Origin of the sequence: Mesorhizobium sp. M1078 (assembly GCF_040318615.1) — a bacterium.
GTDB lineage: Bacteria > Pseudomonadota > Alphaproteobacteria > Rhizobiales > Rhizobiaceae > Mesorhizobium.
The window spans coordinates 167493-187371 of the sequence record NZ_JAMYMP010000008.1 but is presented as its reverse complement, the minus strand read 5'-3'; the positions used below and the strand labels follow the sequence as shown (position 1 = coordinate 187371).

General features: G+C 64.2%; 16 protein-coding genes. 8 read left to right on the top strand and 8 right to left on the bottom strand.

Features of this window, described 5'->3' with window-relative positions; all coding sequences use genetic code 11:
• Positions 1-6: 6 nt before the first annotated feature.
• Complete coding sequence (gene acs / locus NKH38_RS14010; RefSeq protein ID WP_352761259.1) at positions 7-1962, bottom strand: acetate--CoA ligase; 1956 nt, start codon at positions 1960-1962, stop codon at positions 7-9.
• Between the two features lie 305 nt (positions 1963-2267).
• On the opposite strand from acs, the gene NKH38_RS14005 reads away from it, so the two are divergent.
• Positions 2268-2540 carry an usg protein gene (locus NKH38_RS14005; protein WP_023668649.1) on the top strand — a complete coding sequence of 91 codons (273 nt, stop codon included), beginning with the start codon at positions 2268-2270 and terminating at the stop codon, positions 2538-2540.
• A gap of 59 nt (positions 2541-2599) precedes the next feature.
• Here NKH38_RS14005 and NKH38_RS14000 read toward each other — a convergent pair whose 3' ends face one another.
• Together NKH38_RS14000 and NKH38_RS13995 are read right to left on the bottom strand one after the other, a co-directional pair.
• The gene (locus NKH38_RS14000) at positions 2600-3634 is read right to left on the bottom strand and encodes an aldo/keto reductase (RefSeq protein WP_027050554.1); all 1035 of its coding nucleotides are present in this window, start codon (positions 3632-3634) and stop codon (positions 2600-2602) included.
• 44 nt (positions 3635-3678) lie between these two features.
• Positions 3679-4860, bottom strand: coding sequence for an MFS transporter (locus NKH38_RS13995; protein WP_027050555.1), 1182 nt, complete (start codon positions 4858-4860; stop codon positions 3679-3681).
• Between the two features lie 127 nt (positions 4861-4987).
• Here NKH38_RS13995 and NKH38_RS13990 point away from each other — a divergent pair, with 127 nt between their 5' ends.
• The gene (locus NKH38_RS13990) at positions 4988-5896 is read left to right on the top strand and encodes a LysR family transcriptional regulator (protein WP_352761244.1); all 909 of its coding nucleotides are present in this window, start codon (positions 4988-4990) and stop codon (positions 5894-5896) included.
• A 50-nt stretch (positions 5897-5946) separates the two neighbouring features.
• Here NKH38_RS13990 and NKH38_RS13985 read toward each other — a convergent pair whose 3' ends face one another.
• From NKH38_RS13985 to NKH38_RS13975, 3 genes are all read right to left on the bottom strand, one after another.
• A complete protein-coding gene (locus tag NKH38_RS13985) occupies positions 5947-6996 on the bottom strand; it encodes an aldo/keto reductase (RefSeq protein WP_352761238.1) in 1050 nt (349 codons plus the stop codon).
• A 153-nt stretch (positions 6997-7149) separates the two neighbouring features.
• Positions 7150-7401: a type II toxin-antitoxin system Phd/YefM family antitoxin gene (locus NKH38_RS13980; RefSeq protein ID WP_352761233.1), complete on the bottom strand. Its 252-nt coding sequence runs from the start codon at positions 7399-7401 to the stop codon at positions 7150-7152.
• An 88-nt stretch (positions 7402-7489) separates the two neighbouring features.
• Positions 7490-8152 carry a YggS family pyridoxal phosphate-dependent enzyme gene (locus NKH38_RS13975; RefSeq protein WP_352761228.1) on the bottom strand — a complete coding sequence of 221 codons (663 nt, stop codon included), beginning with the start codon at positions 8150-8152 and terminating at the stop codon, positions 7490-7492.
• A 148-nt stretch (positions 8153-8300) separates the two neighbouring features.
• Between NKH38_RS13975 and leuS the strand changes: the two genes are divergently transcribed.
• The gene (gene leuS / locus NKH38_RS13970) at positions 8301-10928 is read left to right on the top strand and encodes a leucine--tRNA ligase (RefSeq protein ID WP_352904345.1); all 2628 of its coding nucleotides are present in this window, start codon (positions 8301-8303) and stop codon (positions 10926-10928) included.
• Positions 10915-11511: an LPS assembly lipoprotein LptE gene (locus tag NKH38_RS13965; RefSeq protein ID WP_352761218.1), complete on the top strand. Its 597-nt coding sequence runs from the start codon at positions 10915-10917 to the stop codon at positions 11509-11511. The genes leuS and NKH38_RS13965 overlap by 14 nt, the downstream gene beginning before the upstream one ends.
• Positions 11512-11598: 87 nt before the next feature.
• Here the strand turns inward: NKH38_RS13965 and fsa are convergent, their stop codons facing one another.
• Positions 11599-12255 (bottom strand): fructose-6-phosphate aldolase, encoded by a 657-nt coding sequence (gene fsa / locus NKH38_RS13960; RefSeq protein WP_352761212.1) that lies wholly within the window; start codon positions 12253-12255, stop codon positions 11599-11601.
• A 90-nt stretch (positions 12256-12345) separates the two neighbouring features.
• On the opposite strand from fsa, the gene NKH38_RS13955 reads away from it, so the two are divergent.
• The 4 genes from NKH38_RS13955 (at position 12346) to NKH38_RS13940 (ending at position 18684) form a co-directional block, all read left to right on the top strand.
• The gene (locus NKH38_RS13955) at positions 12346-14529 is read left to right on the top strand and encodes a primosomal protein N' (RefSeq protein ID WP_352761207.1); all 2184 of its coding nucleotides are present in this window, start codon (positions 12346-12348) and stop codon (positions 14527-14529) included.
• 280 nt (positions 14530-14809) lie between these two features.
• Positions 14810-17014: a TonB-dependent receptor gene (locus NKH38_RS13950; RefSeq protein ID WP_352761201.1), complete on the top strand. Its 2205-nt coding sequence runs from the start codon at positions 14810-14812 to the stop codon at positions 17012-17014.
• Positions 17015-17029: 15 nt separating this feature from the next.
• Positions 17030-17404: a hypothetical protein gene (locus tag NKH38_RS13945; protein WP_155923829.1), complete on the top strand. Its 375-nt coding sequence runs from the start codon at positions 17030-17032 to the stop codon at positions 17402-17404.
• Entirely contained in the window at positions 17401-18684 is a 1284-nt protein-coding gene (locus NKH38_RS13940; RefSeq protein WP_023736841.1) for an MFS transporter, read from the top strand. The genes NKH38_RS13945 and NKH38_RS13940 overlap by 4 nt, the downstream gene beginning before the upstream one ends.
• Positions 18685-18695: 11 nt before the next feature.
• Here NKH38_RS13940 and NKH38_RS13935 read toward each other — a convergent pair whose 3' ends face one another.
• Complete coding sequence (locus NKH38_RS13935; RefSeq protein WP_023712027.1) at positions 18696-19862, bottom strand: MFS transporter; 1167 nt, start codon at positions 19860-19862, stop codon at positions 18696-18698.
• Positions 19863-19879: the final 17 nt, after the last annotated feature.

The window sequence follows — 19879 nt, the reverse complement described above, 5'->3', positions numbered from 1 at the left end:
ATCCCCTCAGCCCTTCTTGTTCTGGCGGTTGGCGATCAGATCATCGACCACGGCCGGATCGGCCAGTGTCGAGGTATCGCCGAGCGCGGAAAAATCGTCCTCGGCGATCTTGCGCAGGATACGGCGCATGATCTTGCCGGAGCGGGTTTTCGGCAGTCCGGGCGCGAACTGCAGCTTGTCGGGCGAGGCGATGGCGCCGATCTCCTTGCGGACATGGGCCACGAGCTCCTTGCGCAGTTCCTCGCTCGGCTCCACGCCTTTCATCAAGGTAACGTAGCTGTAGATGCCCTGGCCCTTGATGTCGTGGGGATAGCCGACGACAGCTGCTTCCGACACCTTCTCATGGCTGACGAGCGCCGATTCGACCTCGGCCGTTCCCATGCGGTGGCCGGAAACGTTGATGACGTCGTCGACGCGGCCGGTGATCCAGTAATAGCCGTCGGCGTCGCGGCGACAGCCGTCACCGGTGAAGTATTTACCCTTGTAGGTGGAGAAATAGGTCTGCACGAAGCGGTCATGATCGCCATAGACCGTGCGCATCTGGCCGGGCCAGGAATCGGCGATGCAGAGATTGCCGTCGGCCGCCCCTTCCAGCACCCTACCTTCGCCGTCGACCAGCTGCGGCCTGATGCCGAAGAAGGGCCGCGTCGCCGAACCAGCCTTGAGGTCGGTGGCGCCGGGCAGCGGCGTGATCAGGATGCCGCCGGTCTCGGTCTGCCACCAGGTGTCGACGATCGGCACCTTGCCGTTGCCGACGATGTTGAAATACCACTCCCAGGCTTCCGGATTGATCGGTTCGCCGACCGAGCCCAGCACGCGCAGCGACTTGCGCGAGGTCTTCTTCACCGGTTCGTCGCCGGCGCCCATCAGCGCGCGCAGCGCCGTCGGCGCGGTGTAGAAGATGTTGACCTTGTGCTTGTCGATGACTTCCCAGAAGCGCGACTGCGAGGGGTAGTTCGGCACGCCCTCGAACATCAGCGTGGTGGCGCCGTTGGCGAGCGGGCCATAGACGATATAGCTGTGGCCGGTGACCCAACCGACATCGGCGGTGCACCAGTAGATATCGCCATCATGGTAGTCGAAGACATATTGGTGGGTCATCGCGACATAGACGAGATAGCCGGCGGTGGTGTGCAGCACTCCCTTCGGCTTGCCGGTCGAGCCTGAGGTATAGAGGATGAACAGCGGATCCTCGGCCTTCATCTTCTCCGGCTTGCAGTCGCCTTTCACCGTGGCGATCTCGTCATGGTACCAGATGTCGCGTCCCTGGACCCAGCCGGTCTTGCCGCCGGTGCGGCGAACGACGACCACCTTATCGACCTTGGTGCCGGCCTTGGCGGCGATTTCGATCGCTCTGTCGGTGTTTTCCTTCAGCGGGATCGGCTTGCCGCCGCGCAGGCCTTCGTCGGCGGTGATGACGAAGGTCGACTTGCAGTCATTGATGCGGCCGGCCAGCGCGTCCGGTGAAAAGCCGCCGAAGACGATCGAGTGGATGGCGCCGATGCGGGTGCAAGCCAGCATCGCGTAGGCCGCTTCCGGGATCATCGGCATGTAGATGGTGACGCGGTCGCCCTTCCTGACGCCGTGCTTCTTCATCACATTGGCGAGCCGGCAGACATGCTCGTAGAGCTCGTTATAGGTGATCTTCTTGTCGTCGTAGGGATTGTCGCCTTCCCAGATGATGGCTGTCTGGTTGCCGCGCTTCTTCAAATGGCGGTCGATGCAGTTGTAGGAGACGTTGGTTTCGCCGTCCTCGAACCATTTGATCGAGACCTTGCCCTCGAAGGAGGTGTTCTTGACCTTGCTGAACGGCTTGAACCAGTCGATGCGCTTGCCGTGCTTGCCCCAGAACTTGTCCGGATTCTTCACGCTGTCAGCATACCATTTGAGGTAGGTGTCATTGTCGATCAGCGCATTCTTCTTCCACGCCGGCTGGACGCGGTGGATCTTCACCTCGGACATGTCTTCACTTTCCTCCCAAACCACCCCGCCGGCTTGACCACAGCCAGGATCACGGCGACGCAGCCGCGAATTCGGCGGCATTATTAACAGTTCCGCGCTGACGGCAACATTAGACGTTGGATTCGCGTGGCGGGATGCCGCAGCTCCCGTCTCGGTTGTATCAGCACTCGGCAGCGGTCGCTGCTAACTGCATGTTTTCGTGCATAAAACCCGACTGGGATCAGGAAAATCATAGACAGTTAAGGAACGGCGCGCACAATTCGGTGTTGGGAGGAATGGAGAATCAACTAGGCCAAGGGGCTGTCATGCGCGATCATTCCGAAATGGACCTGATGCTCAAGGGGTATGGCCTGACCACGGCCAAGATTCTATACCATTTTCCCGACCACCCGCATCTGCTGCAGAGCTTCATCTGGCAGGATTACGATCTGGCGCCGAAGTTTCCGGTGCTGATCAAGTTCATCGAGTTTTGGAAGGCCAGGCTCGACGGGCCGCTGCATTCGATCAGCTACACGCACCAGAAGCTGATCGCGCCGAACGAATGGCGGAAGGTGGATGGGGAGTTCGTGCTGCACTGAGCGGCAGTATAGCTGAACTCCCCCGCGAGGGGGGAGATTGGCAGCTTCAACGTCGGCGATCACACCGCAGGCGGGTTCAGCCGGGCGAAACCTTCCTGGCGGTGATAGGGGAAGTACGGGTAGGGCGCGGTCACTTCGCTTGCCTTGTCGAGCTTTTTGACCTGCTCCGGCGTCAACGCCCAGCCGACGGCGCCGAGGTTCTGGCGCAGCTGTTCCTCGTTGCGGGCGCCGATGATGACCGAGGACACGGTCGGGCGCCGCAACAGCCAGTTGATGGCGATCTGCGGCACGGTCTTGCCGGTCTCTTCAGCCATCGCATCAAGCGCATCCATGACCCGGTAGAGATGTTCGTCCGCGACCGGCGGGCCGAAATCGGCGGTGTCGTGCAGCCGGCTCTTTTCCGGCAGGGGCTGGCCGCGGCGGATCTTGCCGGTCAGGCGGCCCCAGCCGAGCGGGCTCCACACCAGCGCGCCGATGCCCTGGTCGATACCGAGCGGCATCAGCTCCCATTCATAGTCGCGGCCGACCAGCGAATAGTAGACCTGGTGTGCGGCATAGCGCGGGTAGCCATGCTTGTCGGCCTCGGCCAGCGATTTCATCACCTGCCAGCCGGAGAAGTTGGAGACGCCGACATAGCGCAGCTTGCCGGCGCGCACGAGGTCGTCCAGCGTCGACAACACCTCCTCGATCGGCGTGCCGGCATCGAAGGCGTGCAGCTGCAACAGGTCGATGTAATCGGTGCCCATGCGCTTCAGGGACGCGTCCACGGCCTTGATCAGCCGCGAGCGCGACGAGCCGTAATCGGCCCGGCCGTCCCCCATCGGCAGCGAGGTCTTGGTCGAGATCAGCACCGCGTCGCGGCGGCCTTTGATGGCTTCGCCAAGCACTTCCTCGGAGGCGCCGTTTGAATAGACATCGGCGGTGTCGAACAGATTGACGCCGGCCTCGAGGCAGATGTCGATGAGCCGCCGCGCTTCCTTGGCGTCGTTGTTGCCCCACGCCCCGAACAGCGGCCCGGAGCCGCCGAAAGTGCCGGCGCCGAAAGACAGTGCGGGCACTTTCAGGCCCGATGCGCCGAGACGTCGATAATCCATTTTATGCTCCTTGATGATGTCGAAGAAGGATTTGCGCGTGATGCTCATGACGGGGCGCAGACCGGCGCCCCGATTGTGGGGGCGCGATCGAGGCGCAGCGCCAGGGCAGCGACGCCAAGAGCCGCGACCGGCAGCAAAGCGGCGATCCAGGTTAGTGAGCCGAGGCCGAGGCCATGGGCAATCACCGCGCCGCCAAGCCAAGCGCCGGCGGCATTGCCGAGGTTGAAGGCGGCGATGTTGAAGGACGAGGCGAGGCTCTGGCCCGCGCCTTGCGCCTTTTCCAGCACCCACATCTGCAGCGGCGCCACGGTGGCGAAGGCGGCGGCACCAAGCAGGCCGACATAGATGACGGCCAGGATTTGGCTGTGGACGGCGAAGGTCATTGTGGCCAGCACCAACGCCAGCACCACGAGGCTGCCGAGCACCGCCGGCACCAACCAGCGGTCGGCGACCTTGCCGCCAAGCAGATTGCCGGCGATAAGACCGCCGCCGAAGACGAGCAGGATCGGCGACACCGCGGCCTCCCTGAAGCCGCTGATCTCGGTGAGCAGCGGGGCGATGTAGGTGAAGACGGCGAAGACGCCGGCATAGCCGAGCACGGTGGTGGCGAGGCCGAGCAGCACCGGCGTGCGGCGCAGCACGGCGAGGTCGGCGCGCAGATTGGTCTTCTCGGGCGCTTCCTTGCTGCGCGGCACCAGAAGCAGGATGACGGCAAAGGCTGCCAAGCCGACCAGGGTTACCGCCCAGAAGGTGGCGCGCCAGCCGAAGGCCTGGCCTAGCCAGGTGCCGAAGGGCACGCCGAGGATGTTGGCGATAGTCAGTCCGGTGAACATCAGCGCGATCGCCGAGGCTTTCTTGTTGGGCGCGACCAGGCCGGTGGCGACCACCGAGCCGACGCCAAAGAAAGTGCCATGGGCAAAGGCGGTGATGATGCGGGCGCCCATCAGCGTCCAGTAGTCGGGGGCGATCGCACAGGCGAGGTTGCCGAGCGTGAAGATCGCCATAAGGGCCAGAAGGACGGTCTTGCGGGGCCAGTTGCCGGTGGCGATGGTCAAAAGCGGCGCGCCGATGACGACGCCCAACGCGTAGCCCGAAATCAACTGGCCGGCGGCCGAGATCGAGACTCCGAGATCTTTGCTGACATCGATCAGCAGCCCCATGATGACGAATTCGGTGACACCGATGCCGAAGGCGCCGGCAGCGAGGGCGTAGAGAGCAAGAGGCATGGCGGTTTCCAGTTCGAACTCGAATGAGCGCGCTGTCCAGACCCGCGCCCCGACCGCAGAGATCGTGTTGCCATGCCTTGTGAACCAGACTTGCCTTGGGCATATTTCCTGTGAAATAGATTCACAGATGGCCAGACCCGACATCAACCGTTCCGGCGAGATCGAAGTGTTCGTCCGCGTCGTCGAGGCGAGCAGCTTCTCGGCTGCGGCTCGTTCGCTGCGTATGACACCGTCGGCGGTGAGCAAGCTGATCGCGCGACTGGAGGCAAGGCTCGGCGCGCGGCTGGTCACCCGCTCGACGCGCAAGCTGCAGCTGACGCCGGAAGGGACGGCGTTCTATGACAGCGGGGTGCGCATCTTGGCCGATATGGCGGAGGCCGAGCGCGAGGCGGCCGTGGGTGCCGCGCCGCGCGGACGGCTGCGCGTCAACTCCTATGTGCCCTTCGGGGTGCATCGGCTGATCCCGCTGCTGCCTGATTTCCTCGAACGCTATCCCGAGATTTCGGTCGATCTGGTGCTGACCGACAGCGTCATCGATTTGATGGCTGAGCGTGCCGACGTCGCCATCCGCGCCGGGCCGCTCGGCGAGTCGCGGCTGGTGGCGCGCAAGCTCGGGCAAAGCCGGATGACAGTCGTTGCCGCACCGTCCTATCTCAAGACGCATGGCACGCCGCTGGTTCCAGCAGATCTCGAACGGCACAATCGCATGGCTTTCGGCTTTGTCCGGCATGTCGATGGCTGGTCGTTTGTCGATGCAACCGGGAACGCCGTCATGGTGCCGATCACCGGAAACACGCTGGTCGGCGATGGCGAGTCGATGCGGTTGATGGCGGTCGGCGGCGCCGGCATCGCCCGGCTGGCACACTGGCATGTGGCCGATGACATCGCGGCGGGGCGGCTGACGGCACTGCTGGAGGATTTCAATCCGGGCGACGAGGAGCCTACCCACGCCGTCTATGTCGGCCAGGGCCGGCATTTGCCCGCACGGGTGCGGGCGTTTCTCGACTTTCTGGTCGAGAGCGTGCGGATGAGCTGAAAAGACGTTGGGGAGCCAGATGACCCCCAAGCATCAGGCGACAGCGATGACTATTTCTTCGGGGTGAACGGCGCCGGGCGGCGACCGGCGCCCTGACGCTCCAGCATCCAGCCGGGATATTCGGCCGGCAGCGCACTGACCTCATCCAGTCTGGCGAGATCGTCGGCGTCGAGCTTCACCTCGGCCGCGGCAAGGTTCTGCTCGAGCTGCTCCATGCGGCTGGCGCCGAGGATGACGCTCATGACGAAAGGTTTGGCCAGGACATAGCCGAGCGCCACCGTGGCGACGCTGACGCCGTGCTTCTGGGCGATCTCGCGCATCACGGCGACAGCCGCCCAGGCGCGGTCCTCATCGACCGGCGGGAAGTTGAAGGCGGCGCGGCGGCCTTCGCCATTGCCGGGCGCGCCGGGGCCGTATTTGCCCGACAGCAGGCCGCCGGCCATTGGCGACCAGACCATCAGGCCGAGCTTTTCCTCGTTGATGAGCGGCACGATCTCGCGCTCGAGGTCGCGGCCGGCGATCGAGTAATAGGACTGGATGGTCTCGAAGCGGGAAAATCCCTTGCGCTCAGCAACGCCCAGCGCCTTGGCGATGCGCCAGGCCGCCCAGTTGGAGACGCCGACATAGCGGACCTTACCGCTGGCAACGAGATCGTCGAGCGCCCGCAGCGTCTCGTCGACTGGCGTCACGGTGTCGGTGCCGTGCAGCTGGTAGAGATCGATATGGTCTAGCTGCAGCCGCTCCAGGCTGCCCTCGACCGAATCCATGATGTGGCCGCGCGAAGAGCCGCGCTCGTTCGGGCCCTGGCCCATGGCGCCATGCACCTTGGTGGCAATGACGACGTCCGAGCGTTTGACGCCAAGATCCTTGAGCGACTGGCCAAGCAGGCGTTCGGACTGGCCGAATGAATAGACGTCGGCCGTGTCGAAGAAATTGACGCCGGCGGCGATGGAACGGGCAACGATGTCGTTGACGCCCTTCTGGTCGAGGCTGGCGATCAGGCCCCATTGGGCATTCTCGCCGGCGGCGCCGAAGGTCATGGTGCCGAGGCACAGTTCGGAGACGAACATCCCCGTATTTCCGAGTTGATTGTAGCGCATGGTTGCGGCTCCAGAAGATTGGTGATGACGCTAAGCATATAGGAACGGTCCGTTTCGTTTCCAGTGGTGGCGTAATCGACCGAACGCATCTGGCCCCATAGAACTCGTCAACCGTGGCGAGATGCGCGAGGCGATGTTTGTGTCGAAAATCTATCAGAATTCCACGGGCCGGATCATCGTCTCTGAGCGGCGGTTGACCTCCTCGACGAAATCGTCGTCCCATGCGGGACCGGAGAGAAGATATTCCGCAAGCGAAGGCTTTGCGCCGATCAGTTGGTCATAGTCATCAGGAGACAACACGACGGCAGCTGGCTTTCTACGCAAGGTGATGGTTTGCGCCCTTCTTCGCGCGCCTGTCGCACAAGCTTGAAAGATTGTTTCTTGCGTCCCTGAGGTGCCAGTCAAGAAGAATAGTCCTCGCTAACTCGGCCGGATATGCTCCATACTTAGCTCGAATAATAGGGGAACGACAGGTGTCTCACGAAGCCGAAGGCTACCGGCTCCCAAAAATCGCCGAGCCGACGCGGACGCTGTTGGCGCCGAAGGCTATGGCGGTCTCGAAGTCGCCGGACATGCCCATCGACAGTTTTGCGACCCCGGCTTCCTTGCTGAGCTTTTCCAGCAAGGCGAAATGCGGGCCGGGGTTTTCGTCGGCCGGCGGAATGCACATCAGGCCTTCGATGGCGAGACCATGGACATCGCGGCAACGGGCGACGAAGGCAACGGCGTCGCGCGGCTCGATGCCGGCCTTTTGCGGCTCCGAACCGGTATTGACCTGGACATAAAGCTTTGGTGCGCGGCCCTGGCGCACGATCTCCTTGGCGAGCTCGGCGGCGATCTTTTCGCGGTCGACCGTCTCGATGACGTCGGCGAGCGCAACGGCTTCCTTCGCCTTGTTCGACTGCAGCGGGCCGATGAGATGAAGCTCGATGTCGGGGAATTCGGCTTTCAAGGCCGGCCATTTGCCTTGCGCTTCCTGCACGCGGTTTTCGCCGAAGACGCGCTGGCCTGCCTCGATGACCGGGCGGATGACGTCGGCCTCAAAAGTCTTCGACACCGCAACCAGCGTCACCGAACCGGCGTCACGGCCGGCCTCGCGCTCGGCGGCAGCGATCCTCGTCTTGACGGCGAAAAACTGTTCGACGACGCTGGCCATGCCTATATCCTGCCTGTCTTTAATCGCGCTGCCCGGCGCGCCGCAGTTGACGGGTCCGGCAATCCATGGTGAACACCGCGACGACATTTACCTCGGCCACCGGGCCTTGTCCGGCGGTCTGCGCCTGCTTTTAAGTGAAAATCATCCGATGGCAACCGAACGATACAATCCGCGCGCGTCAGAGCCCAAATGGCAGAAGGCCTGGGCCGAAAAGAAGCTGTTCGAAGCGCATAACAACGATCCAAAGCCGAAATACTACGTGCTGGAGATGTTCCCCTATCCCTCGGGGAAGATCCATATCGGCCACACCCGCAACTACACGATGGGCGATGTGGTGGCGCGCTACAAGCGGGCCAAGGGCTTCAACGTGCTGCACCCGATGGGCTGGGACGCTTTCGGCATGCCGGCCGAAAACGCGGCGATGCAGAACAAGGTCCATCCTAAGGAATGGACCTACGCCAACATCGCCGCCATGCGCGAGCAGCTCAAGATGATGGGCCTGTCGCTGGACTGGGCGCGTGAGTTCGCCACCTGCGACGTCGACTATTACCACCGCCAGCAGATGCTGTTCCTCGATTTCGTCGAAAAGGGGCTGGTGACGCGCAAATCCTCCAAGGTCAACTGGGACCCGGAGGACATGACGGTGCTCGCCAACGAGCAGGTCATCGACGGCCGTGGCTGGCGCTCGGGCGCGCTGGTCGAACAGCGCGAGCTGACGCAGTGGTTCTTCAAGATCACCGACTACGCGCAGGACCTGCTCGACTCGCTGAATGGTCTCGGCGAGTGGCCGGAAAAGGTCAAGCTGATGCAGCAGAACTGGATCGGCCGCTCGGAAGGGCTGCTGATCCGCTGGCCGCTGGCCGCTCCGGTTGGCGATGCGAAGGAACTGGAGGTCTACACGACCAGGCCCGACACCATTTTCGGCGCGTCGTTCATGGCGGTTGCCGCCGACCATCCGCTGGCCAGGAAGGCCGCCGAGACCAATCTCGATCTGGCCAAGTTCATCGACGAAATCAGGCATATGGGCACGTCGGTGGCCGCACTGGAGACGGCCGAGAAGAAAGGTTTCGACACCGGCATCCGCGTCGTGCATCCGTTCGACGACTCGTGGACGTTGCCGGTCTATGTCGCGAATTTCGTTTTGATGGAATACGGCACCGGCGCCATATTCGGCTGCCCGTCGGGCGACCAGCGCGACCTCGATTTCGCCAACAGATACGGCCTGCCGGTGATCCCGGTGGTGATGCCGGAGGATGCCGACGCCAAGACCTTCCAGGTCACGGAAGAGGCCTATGTCGATGACGGCGTGATGATCAATTCGCGTTTCCTCGACGGCATGAAGCCGGAGCAGGCGTTCGACGAGGTGGCAAAGCTCCTGGAGCAGAAGACCATAGGCGGGCGGCCAATGGCGGAGCGCAAGGTGAACTTCCGCTTGCGCGACTGGGGCATTTCGCGTCAGCGCTACTGGGGCTGCCCGATCCCGATGATCCATTGCGAGGATTGCGGCGTCGTGCCGGTGCCGAAGGCCGACCTGCCCGTCAAGCTGCCCGACGACATCGAGTTCGACCGTCCCGGCAATCCGCTCGACCGCCACCCGACCTGGCGGCATGTGAAGTGCCCGCAGTGCGGCAAGGATGCGCGCCGCGAGACTGACACGATGGACACGTTCGTCGATTCGTCCTGGTATTTCGCGCGCTTCACCGCGCCCTGGGCCAACGAGCCTACGGAGCCGAAGGCTGCCGATGACTGGCTGGCCGTCGACCAGTATATTGGCGGCATCGAGCACGCGATCCTCCATCTGCTCTATTCGCGCTTCTTTATCCGCGCCATGCGCGCGACCGGGCATCTCGACCTGGCCGAGCCGTTCAAGGGCCTGTTCACGCAAGGCATGGTGGTGCATGAGACCTACCGCGTCGGCGGAGCGTCGAACAATGGCCGCTGGCTGTCGCCGGCTGAGGTCAGGATCGAGGATGTCGGCGGCAAGCGCCGCGCCATCGAGATCGCCACCGGCGAAGAGGCGGCGATCGGCTCACTCGAAAAGATGTCGAAGTCGAAGAAGAATACGGTAAGCCCGGAAGACATCACCGACGGCTACGGCGCCGACACCGCACGCTGGTTCATGCTGTCGGATTCGCCGCCCGAGCGCGACGTCGAATGGACGGACGATGGCGCCGCCGGCGCGCACCGTTTCATCCAGCGTGTCTGGCGCCTGGTGTCGATCGCCGCCGAGACGCTTGACGGCGCCAAGCCGCAGGCGGCGCCGGAGGGCGAGGCGGGGGCCGTTTCCAAGGCCGCGCACAAGATCCTGAAGGCTATCGGCGAGGATATCGAGAAGCTCGGCTTCAACCGGGCCATCGCCCGCATCTACGAACTGGCCAATGCCTTGACCGCGCCGCTCAACGACGTCGCCGAGGGCAAGGCCGACGCGGCGCTGAAAGGCGCCTGCCGCGAGGCGGTGGAGATCCTTGTGCATGTGGTCGCGCCGGTCATGCCGCATCTGGCCGAAGAGTGCTGGCACACGCTCGGCGGCACCGATCTGGTCGCCGAACGGCCTTGGCCGGTCTACGATCCGGCACTGGTGGTCGACAACGAGATCGTGCTCCCGGTTCAGGTCAACGGCAAGAAGCGCGGCGATTTGACAATTGCCCGCGACGCGGACCAAGGTGCGGTCGAAAAAGCGGTTCTGGCTCTCGACTTCGTGCAGAAAGCGCTGGAAGGTAAGGCGCCCCGCAAGGTGATCATCGTGCCGCAGAGGATCGTCAATGTCGTTGCCTGATTTCAAAAAGACGGGGCTTGACTTCGGAAAGACGATGCGTTTGCTGCGCCGCACCGCGCTCTGCGGGCTCGTGGCCTCGATGACGCTGGTTTCGGCCTGCACGGTCAGGCCGCTCTATTCGAGCGCTCCGCTGACGGCAGGCTCGACTGTCAGCGCGTCGGCGGAGCTCGCCTCGATCGCGGTCAAGCCGGTCAAGACCCGCTATGCCCAGCAGGTCCGCAACAATCTGATCTTCGCCTTCGGCCAGGGTGCCGGCGAGCCGCCGGCGCCGGTCTACATGCTCGATCTCGGCGTCACCGAACTGGTCGAATCGGCCGCGGTGGTGCAGATCCAGACCGACGAAGACGAGCCGACGGCAGGCACGGTGACGCTGACCGCAAACTATGTGCTGACCGATGCCAGGACCGGCGTGGTGATCGCCACCGGCAAGCGGTCGATCCCATCATCTTTCGACAAGCCGACGCAGGAGTTCGCCTCCTACCGGGCGCAGCTCGACGCCGAGAACCGCGCCGCACGCGAACTGGCTGAAATGGTGAGCCTGTCGGTCGCCCAGGATTTGGTCAGGCACGGCAAGAAGGCCTGAGCATTCCCCGGCGCTGCCAACTAGACTTTTAGCAGTCCGCAACAAAAAGGCCGGTTTCCCGGCCTTTTTGTTTGTATCGAACCGATCTCAGCCGATCTTCTGGCCGGTCTTGGCCCAGTCGGCAGCGAACTGATCCAGGCCCTTGTCGGTCAACGGGTGCTTGACCAGCGCCTTCAGCGTCGCCGCCGGTGCGGTAACGACATCGGCGCCGATCAGGGCTGCCTGCTTGACGTGGTTCACGGTGCGAACCGATGCGACGAGGATCTCGGTGTCGAAATCGTAATTGTCGTAGATCTGCCGGATCTCCTGGATCAGCTCCATGCCGTCCGCGCCGGTGTCGTCGACGCGGCCGACGAAGGGCGAGATGAACGAGGCGCCGGCCTTGGCCGCCAGCAGCGCCTGGTTGGCCGAGAAGCACAGCGTTACATTGACCATGCGGTTCATCTCGGTGCGGATCGTCTTGCAGGCGCGCAGGCCGTCGAGCGTCAGCGGCACCTTGATGCAGACATTGTCGGCGATCTTGGCCAGGATGTTGGCCTCGGCCATCATGTCCTTGTATTCGACCGCAACAACCTCGGCCGAAACCGGGCCCCTGACGATGTCGCAGATCTGCTTGGTGACCTCGGCGATCTTGCCGCCGGATTTCAGGATCAGCGAGGGATTGGTGGTCACGCCGTCGAGCAGCCCCAGGTCGTTCAGTTCCTTGATGTCCCTGATGTCAGCGGTGTCGACAAAAAATTTCATGGGGGTCTCCTGAAAGATTTCCATGTGCATGCCATGCACATTCGGGGTTGCCCTTTGATCTAGACCAAAGTCGGGGCAAGGTCACGCCCGATGATCGAAGATTCGCCCTTTGTCGCAGCCGCGCCGGTGCTGGTGCCGATGCCCGCCGAACGGCCCTACACCTACGCTGTGCCTGCCGGCGTGCGCGTGGTGCCGGGCTCGATCGTGCGCGTGCCGCTCGGTCCGCGCCAGGTTGCCGGCATCGTCTGGGATGGTGCGGTCGAGAATATCGACGCCAAAAAGCTGCGCCCGATCGAACAGGTCTTCGACTGCCCGCCGATCGACCGCGGCATGCGCCGCTTTGTCGACTGGCTGGCGCAGTACACGCTGTCGCCGCCCGGCATGGTGGCGCGCATGCTGTTGCGTGCGCCGGAGGCGTTCGATCCCGAACCATGGATCGAGGGCCTGCAGCGGACCCTCGTCACGCCCGACCGGATGACGGATGCCAGGACGCGCGTGCTGGAGACGGCGGAAGGGGGGCTTGCCTGGACGCGATCCGGCCTGGCGCACGCGGCGGGCGTGTCGTCGACGGTGGTCGAGGGGCTCAAGGCGCAAGGCGTGTTCGAGACGGTGATGATCCCGCCTCGACCGGTGGTCGCCGCGCCCGATCCCTCCTACGCCATGCCGGAGCTGATGCCGGACCAGGCAGACGCGGCCGCCATGCTGCGCGCCAATGTCGCGGCCGCTGCTTTCAACGTCACGCTGCTCGACGGCGTCACCGGCTCGGGCAAGACGGAAGTTTATTTCGAGGCGGTGGCGGCAGCCCTCGACCGGGGCAAGCAGGTGTTGATCCTTTTGCCGGAGATCGCGCTGACGCATGCCTTCCTCGAACGCTTTCAGCAGCGCTTCGGCGCCAAGCCGGCGGAATGGCATTCCGACCTGCCGCCCCGAATGCGCGAAAAGGTCTGGCGACAGGTGGCGGAAGGCGGCGTGCGCGTCGTCGCCGGCGCACGCTCGGCGCTGTTCCTGCCGTTCCGCGAGCTCGGGCTGATCGTCGTCGACGAGGAACACGACCCCGCCTACAAGCAGGAGGACCGTGTCTTCTACAATGCCCGCGACATGGCGGTGGTGCGCGGCCATATCAGCGGCTTCCCGGTGGTGCTGGCGTCGGCGACGCCGTCGGTCGAAAGCCGGGTCAATGCGAGCCAAGGTAAATACGATAGAGCGGTTCTCTCTGCCCGCTTCGCGGAGGCGGCGCTTCCGCATCTCAAATCGATCGACATGCGCCGCGCGCCGCCGGCGCGCGGGGGGTTTCTGTCGCCGCTGCTGATCGGTGAGATGCAACGTACGCTGGAGAAGAAGGAACAGTCGCTGCTGTTCCTCAACCGGCGCGGCTACGCGCCGCTGACGCTGTGCCGTGTCTGCGGCCACCGCTTCGGCTGCCCGGTTTGTTCGGCCTGGCTGGTCGAGCACCGCTTTCGCGGCCAACTCGTCTGCCATCATTGCGGGCACAATGAGAAGCGGCCGGAGGCTTGTCCGGAATGCGGCACGCTCGACCATCTGGTCGCCTGCGGGCCTGGCGTCGAGCGGATAGCTGAAGAAGTCGTGGCGCATTTCCCCGACGCGCGCACGATCGTCCTGTCATCCGATTTGATGGGCGGGGTGCGCCGGCTGCGGCTGGAGCTCGAGGCCATCGCCAATGGCGAGGCCGACATCGTCATCGGCACGCAGCTGGTCGCCAAGGGCCATAACTTTCCCAACATGACGCTGGTCGGCGTCGTCGATGCCGATCTCGGCCTCGCCAATGGCGATCCGCGCGCCGCTGAGCGCACCTTCCAATTGCTCAGCCAGGTGACTGGACGCGCCGGCCGCACCGGCAAGAAGAGCCTCGGCCTGCTGCAGACTTTCCAGCCGGACCATCCGGTGATGCGGGCGATCGTCTCGGGCGATGCCGAGGCCTTTTACGAACGCGAGATCACTGAGCGCGAACGGGCAGCCCTGCCGCCCTTCGGCAGGCTTGCCGGCGTCATCGTCAGTGCGGTGACGCGGGCCGAGGCCGAAGGCCACGCGCGCGGCCTGCGCCGTGCAGCACCCCAGGCCAGCGACCTGTTCGTGCTCGGTCCGGCCGAGGCGCCGCTGTCGCTGCTCGGTGGGCGCCATCGTTTCCGTTTGCTGATCCAGGGTGAAAAGCGCGCCGACATCCAAGGCTTCATCCGCACCATGCTGGCCGAAGGGCCGAAGCAGCGCGGCTCGGTCCGCGTGCAGGTCGACATCGATCCGCAGAGCTTCTTGTAAGCACAAAGGCTGACGCCGCCGCCGGCCGCCCGTAAGCCGTTTGTCAAGAAAACTCAGCATCTTAGTGCCGGCTAAAGTGCGCGCCGTTCATGTACCCGGCTCCCATCCGTTCGCTGACTAATCCTGATTTGAAAAGCCACAAAATAAATGTTGACTCGTTTTATCATGAATTATAACTGGGCCTTTCCGCTCTGGCGCTGGGGACCAGGGCATGGATGGGGACAGCATGCGCAGATTTTTCAGTACGCTTCTTTGGTCATCGGCTTTGGGTTCGTCGATTATGGCAGGCGCGGCATTTGCCCAGGAAGCCGCTCCGACGGACCAGCAGGGAGCCACCGTGCTCGATCAGATACTGGTCACCGGCCGCAATGAAAGGTCGATTTCCAGCGTCGCTCAGTCTGTCCAGGTCGTGGAACAGGAACAGGTCGAGGAAGCCGCGCAGGAAAATATCGACGCCGCGACCCTGATCAGCCGCATCGTCCCCGGCTACGCGCCACGCAACCAGACCATTTCCGGCGCTTCGGAAACCTTCCGCGGGCGCAGCGTTCTCATCATGGTCGACGGTGTGCCGCGCAACACACCGCTGCGGGACGTCTCACGCATCCTGTCGATGATCGACCTGAATTCGGTCGAGCGCATCGAAGTCATCAATGGCGCGTCCAGCCTTTATGGCGCCGGCGCCACCGGCGGCACGATCAACTTCATCACCAAGCGCGGCGACAGCGACAAGCCGAAGGTGACGGTGCGCACCGGCGTCACCGCCTTCACCGAAAACCCCGGCAAGTCGGCCGGGCCAAGCACCAGTGTCTCAGTCGAGGGCAAGAAAGGCGATTTCGACTATTTCTTCTCGGCGTCCGGTGATCTGTCGCGCCGCACCTATGACGGCCACGGCAACGAGGTGGCTTCCGACGCCATGCTTGGGCAAGGCGGCGGCGACCGCACCGGCAGGGGCAATCTCTTCGGCGTGGCCGGCTACCAGTTCGATTCCAGGCGCTTCGAGGCCAGCGTCGACTGGACCTATGCCAACCAGAAGCCGGACTGGTTCACCGATTACACGACCAATCCCGTCTCCCCGGATTTCGGCGATCCCTATGAAGGCAAGCCGCTGAAGGAAGATTCGAAATATCTGACCGCCAAATACACCGACAGCGACTTCGCGCTCGGAAACCTCGAGGTCAAGGCGTTCTACAACGACATCTTCAAGCAGTCGCCCTTTACCAAATTCTCGGCCGTCAACAGCCAGGTGTATTTACCGACGAACCCGACGCGGCCGGTGATCCTGCCGCCGGGTACGGACCCGACCGCCGACTTCAACCAGACGGCGCTGCAATCGCGGCGCAGCGGCGTCAACCTGACCGTCAACACGCCGATGGACTTTATCACTCAGGGCAGCACGCTGACCTGGGGCGCCGACTACGTCTTCGATGCCACCGATCAGCAGCTGACCAACGGTCAGGACGCCATCTCGCCCACGACCCAGAACTCGGTTGCCTTGTTTGCGCAAGGCGAAATTCCGGTGACGGATCGCTTTCGCATCAGCGGCGGCGCGCGCTACGACCAGTTTTATCTCAATGTTGAAGACTTCACCCGGCCTGCCGCTGCCGTTCTGCTCGGCCGCAACATTATCGGCCTGCCGGCGATCCGGGTGACCGGCGGCTCGTTCGACTACGACGCCGTCACCTTCAACGCCGGCGCCGTCTACGATCTGACCGAAAGGATGCAGCTTTTCGGCAATTTCTCGCAAGGCTACAGCCTGACCGACATTGGCGGCTTCACCCGCCGGGCCGGGTTGAACTCCAACGCCGAAACCTGCGACGCCTATGGCACCGCCATCCGGCCGCTGCTGCCGTGCACCAACGCGCCGGATTACGCGATCAGCTATGCCGATATCGCGCCTGAACCCCAGCTGGTGAACACCTGGGAAGCCGGTCTGCGCGGCGATTGGGGCGACTATCGCGGCGGCGTCAGCACCTATCTGTCGACCTCGGACAACGGCGTCAGCTACGACATCGTCAACAACCGGGTATCGCAGCAGAAGGAACGTATCTGGGGCGTCGAAGCCAATCTCGAGGCAGACCTCAGCGGCATGTTCACGCTGGGCGGATCGGTCGGCCATGTCGAAGGCAAATACGACGCGGATCGCGACGGCCACATCGAAGCGAACGAGTATCTGCCGAACAACCGTGTCCCCTCGACCTACAAGGGCCTGGTCTATCTCACCACCCGTTTCGAGAACGAGCTGACCCTGCGCAGCGAGTTGGAGCTGTTTTCCGGACGCGACCGCATCGCCACCCAGGAACTGGACGGTGCAGCACTGGTCAATCTCGCCGTCTCGAAGACGTTCGGCAATGAAAGCGTGCTGAACCTTGCCGTGCGCAATGTGTTCGACACCTACTACATCAACCCTTCCGCATCGGCGACCCGCGGCGCCGACGTTCCGGGTCTGGGACGTTCGGTTGCGTTGTCCTACCAGATCACATTCTGAGGGGCGGCGGTGGCGGTGTCTCTCCAACGAAACGGTGCATTAGTCTCGCTGCTGGCAGAAGCGCCAGCCGATCCGGCGGATGGCGCGCGCTATATCGAGGCGCTCGGCCGCCTTTCGCAGGAACGGGAGCCGTTCGTGCTCCTGGTCGATATCCGCATCGAGATCGCGCTGAGCGACGCCCAGCGCAAGGCGCAAAACCTCTGGTACAAGGCGGAACGCGAGCAGCTCGAAAAAGCCTGCCGCGCCTGTGCGCTGGTGCGCCCCGCCGCCGACGAGAACATGCAGCGCGTCTGGCAAAGCCTGTTCGGCTTTCCAGTGCTCGTCACCCGCAGCCGGGCGGAGGCCGGCGCCTTCCTGAACGGTTACGCACCGAAGGACTATGTCAAATGAGCGCCGACGCAGACCGGCCGGCGCCCGCCGGGCTTTCGCGCCTGCGGCTTTTCGTCGTTCTCGCCTGCCTTTATCTGGCGCAGGCCATCCCGAGCTATCTGTTTGCCGCGGCGATCCCGCCGATCCTGCGCGAGCAGGGCGTGTCGCGCACCGCCATTGGCTCGATGGCGCTGCTGATGCTGCCGCTGGTGCTGAAATTCCTATGGGCGCCGCTGGTCGACCGCTTTCGGCCAATGGCCCGCGCCCATCGCGCCGGCTGGGTCATCATCACCCAGATCGGCGTCATCGCCGGCATCGCCGCCATGCTTTGGATCGAGCCGACCGATGTCGCCGGGATCTTTGCCGTCGGCCTTGTCGTGAGCCTGTTGATGTCGACCCAGGACATCGCCACCGACGGCTACGCGGCCAAATATCTCGACCCGAAGGACAGGCCGATCGGCAATGCGATCCAGGGCGGCGCCGTCGCGCTCGGCGTCGTTCTCGGCGGCACGCTCGGCCTGTTGGCTTATCATCATGCCGGCTGGCAAACCATGGTGGCCATGGTGGCCGCGCTGTCCATCATCCCGCTGGTCGCCGCCTTCGCCATGCGCGAGACCGATCCCGTCGCCAGCGCGCCGCAGGCGGCCATCGACCGCCCCTCGATCCTGCGCTTTCTGCGCCGGCCGGAGGCACGCCAGATCCTGTGGATCGCGCTCATCTACCGCGCCAGCGAGGGGCTGGTGAAGTCGATGGAAGGCTCCTATCTCGTCGATGCCGGCGTGCCGCTCGATATCATCGGTTATCTCTCGGGCGGTGCCGCGCTCACCGTCGGGCTCGGCGGCTCGGCGCTGGCGGCGTGGCTGCTGCACAACAGGGGCGCCGCCTCGGTGCTCGGCCTGCTCGGCGCGCTGCGAACCATCTGCTTCCTGATCTTCGCGCTGCACGCTTTCGGCGCTATCGCCGGCTTCTGGCCGATCTTCGGCGCCTCGTTCCTGCAGACGCTGGTGCGCTACATGGAGATCGTGGCGCTCTACAGCCTGTTCATGTCCGTCACGTCGTCGGACCAACCCGGCACCGATTTCACCATCCTGTCCTGCGCCCAGCTCATCGTCTACCTCGTCGGCTCCATGCTTGCCGGCCGCCTTGCCGACATGCTCGGCTACTCCGCGTTGTTCACCCTGGCGACAGTGCTGTCGGGCATCGCCGTGGTGGCGACCTATCGCATGCTGAATGCCCATTTCGCCGATGCCGCAAAGACCCAGCCAGGAACGCCGATGCCGCTGCCGAAGGTCGCCGAATGAGTGCGGGTTCGCTAGTGCTTATGAACCATGGCTGCAAGACCGGCTGCGGCCAGAGCCAGCGCCGCGCAGCCGGCCAGCGGCGCAAAGGGCCAGAGCGTGAAGGCGAAGCCGCCGGCCAATGCGCCGATGCTCTGGCCGAGCACATGGGTGCTGGTGAGCCAGCCGGCCGCCGCGCCCTGCTCGCCGGGCTCCAGGCGCTTCATCAGCCAGGCGGTGTAGCCGGGTGTCGCCAGGGCAATGCCGGCCGCCGCCACCACCAGAGACGCTGCCGAGGCAACATGGCTGGCCGTGACGGCCAGCGCCGTCATGCCGACGCAAACCATGAGACAGCCGACGATGACGCTGTTGCGCTCCGCCAGCCGCAGGCGCGCCATGAGCAGTCCCTGGACCAGAACCATGACGACGGCGACCAGCATCAGGGCCAGGCCGGTCAACGTCGTGGCCTGCGTCGCACCAAGGCCAAAACGCTGCTGGGTCATCGGGCCGAGCATCATCTGCACCTGTCCGAAGCCGAGCGTCAGGCACAAGCCCATCGCCAGGCAAGGCAGAGCGCGGCGATCGAAGGGCGATATTCCACGGCCGACGTCGGCCGCCCTGCCGTCGGTCCGTCCGCCGGCTTCCCCTTTGCCCCGCGCGAGCCACAGCAACAGCGGGCTGAACAGGAACAGGATGGGCGGCAGCAGCGGCGACAGGACGGCAGCCGTTGCCGCCAGCGCGCCGGCCAGCCGCCCCATGCTGACGCCGGCGCCAAGCAGTCCCAGCGCGGCCTGTCGCCTGTCATCGGCAACCGAGCGGCTGGCCCAGACCTGCGCCGTCGGCATGACGCCGGACGCGGCAAAACCGTACACGGTTCGCGAAAGCATCAGCAAAGCGATGCCCAGCGCGGCTCCCGTGCCGGCTATCAGCAGAATGGCGAACACCGCCTGGCCGGCCAGCATGGCGAGGCCGAGCAAGCGCAGCAGCCTGGCATGGCCAAGCCGCTCGCCCATGCGACCCCACAGCGGCGAGCCGACCAGAAAGGCCGCCGCGCCGACAGCAGTTGCCGCGCCGATGGCAAACGTGTCGAGCCTCAGCCGCTCCATCACCAGGGGAACGAGCGATACGAAGGCCGACTGGCCGAAGCCGATTGCCGAGACCGCGGTTGCCAGGCGGCGCAGAAGCGAAGATCGATTTTTCATACGGGTCGTCACAAGAC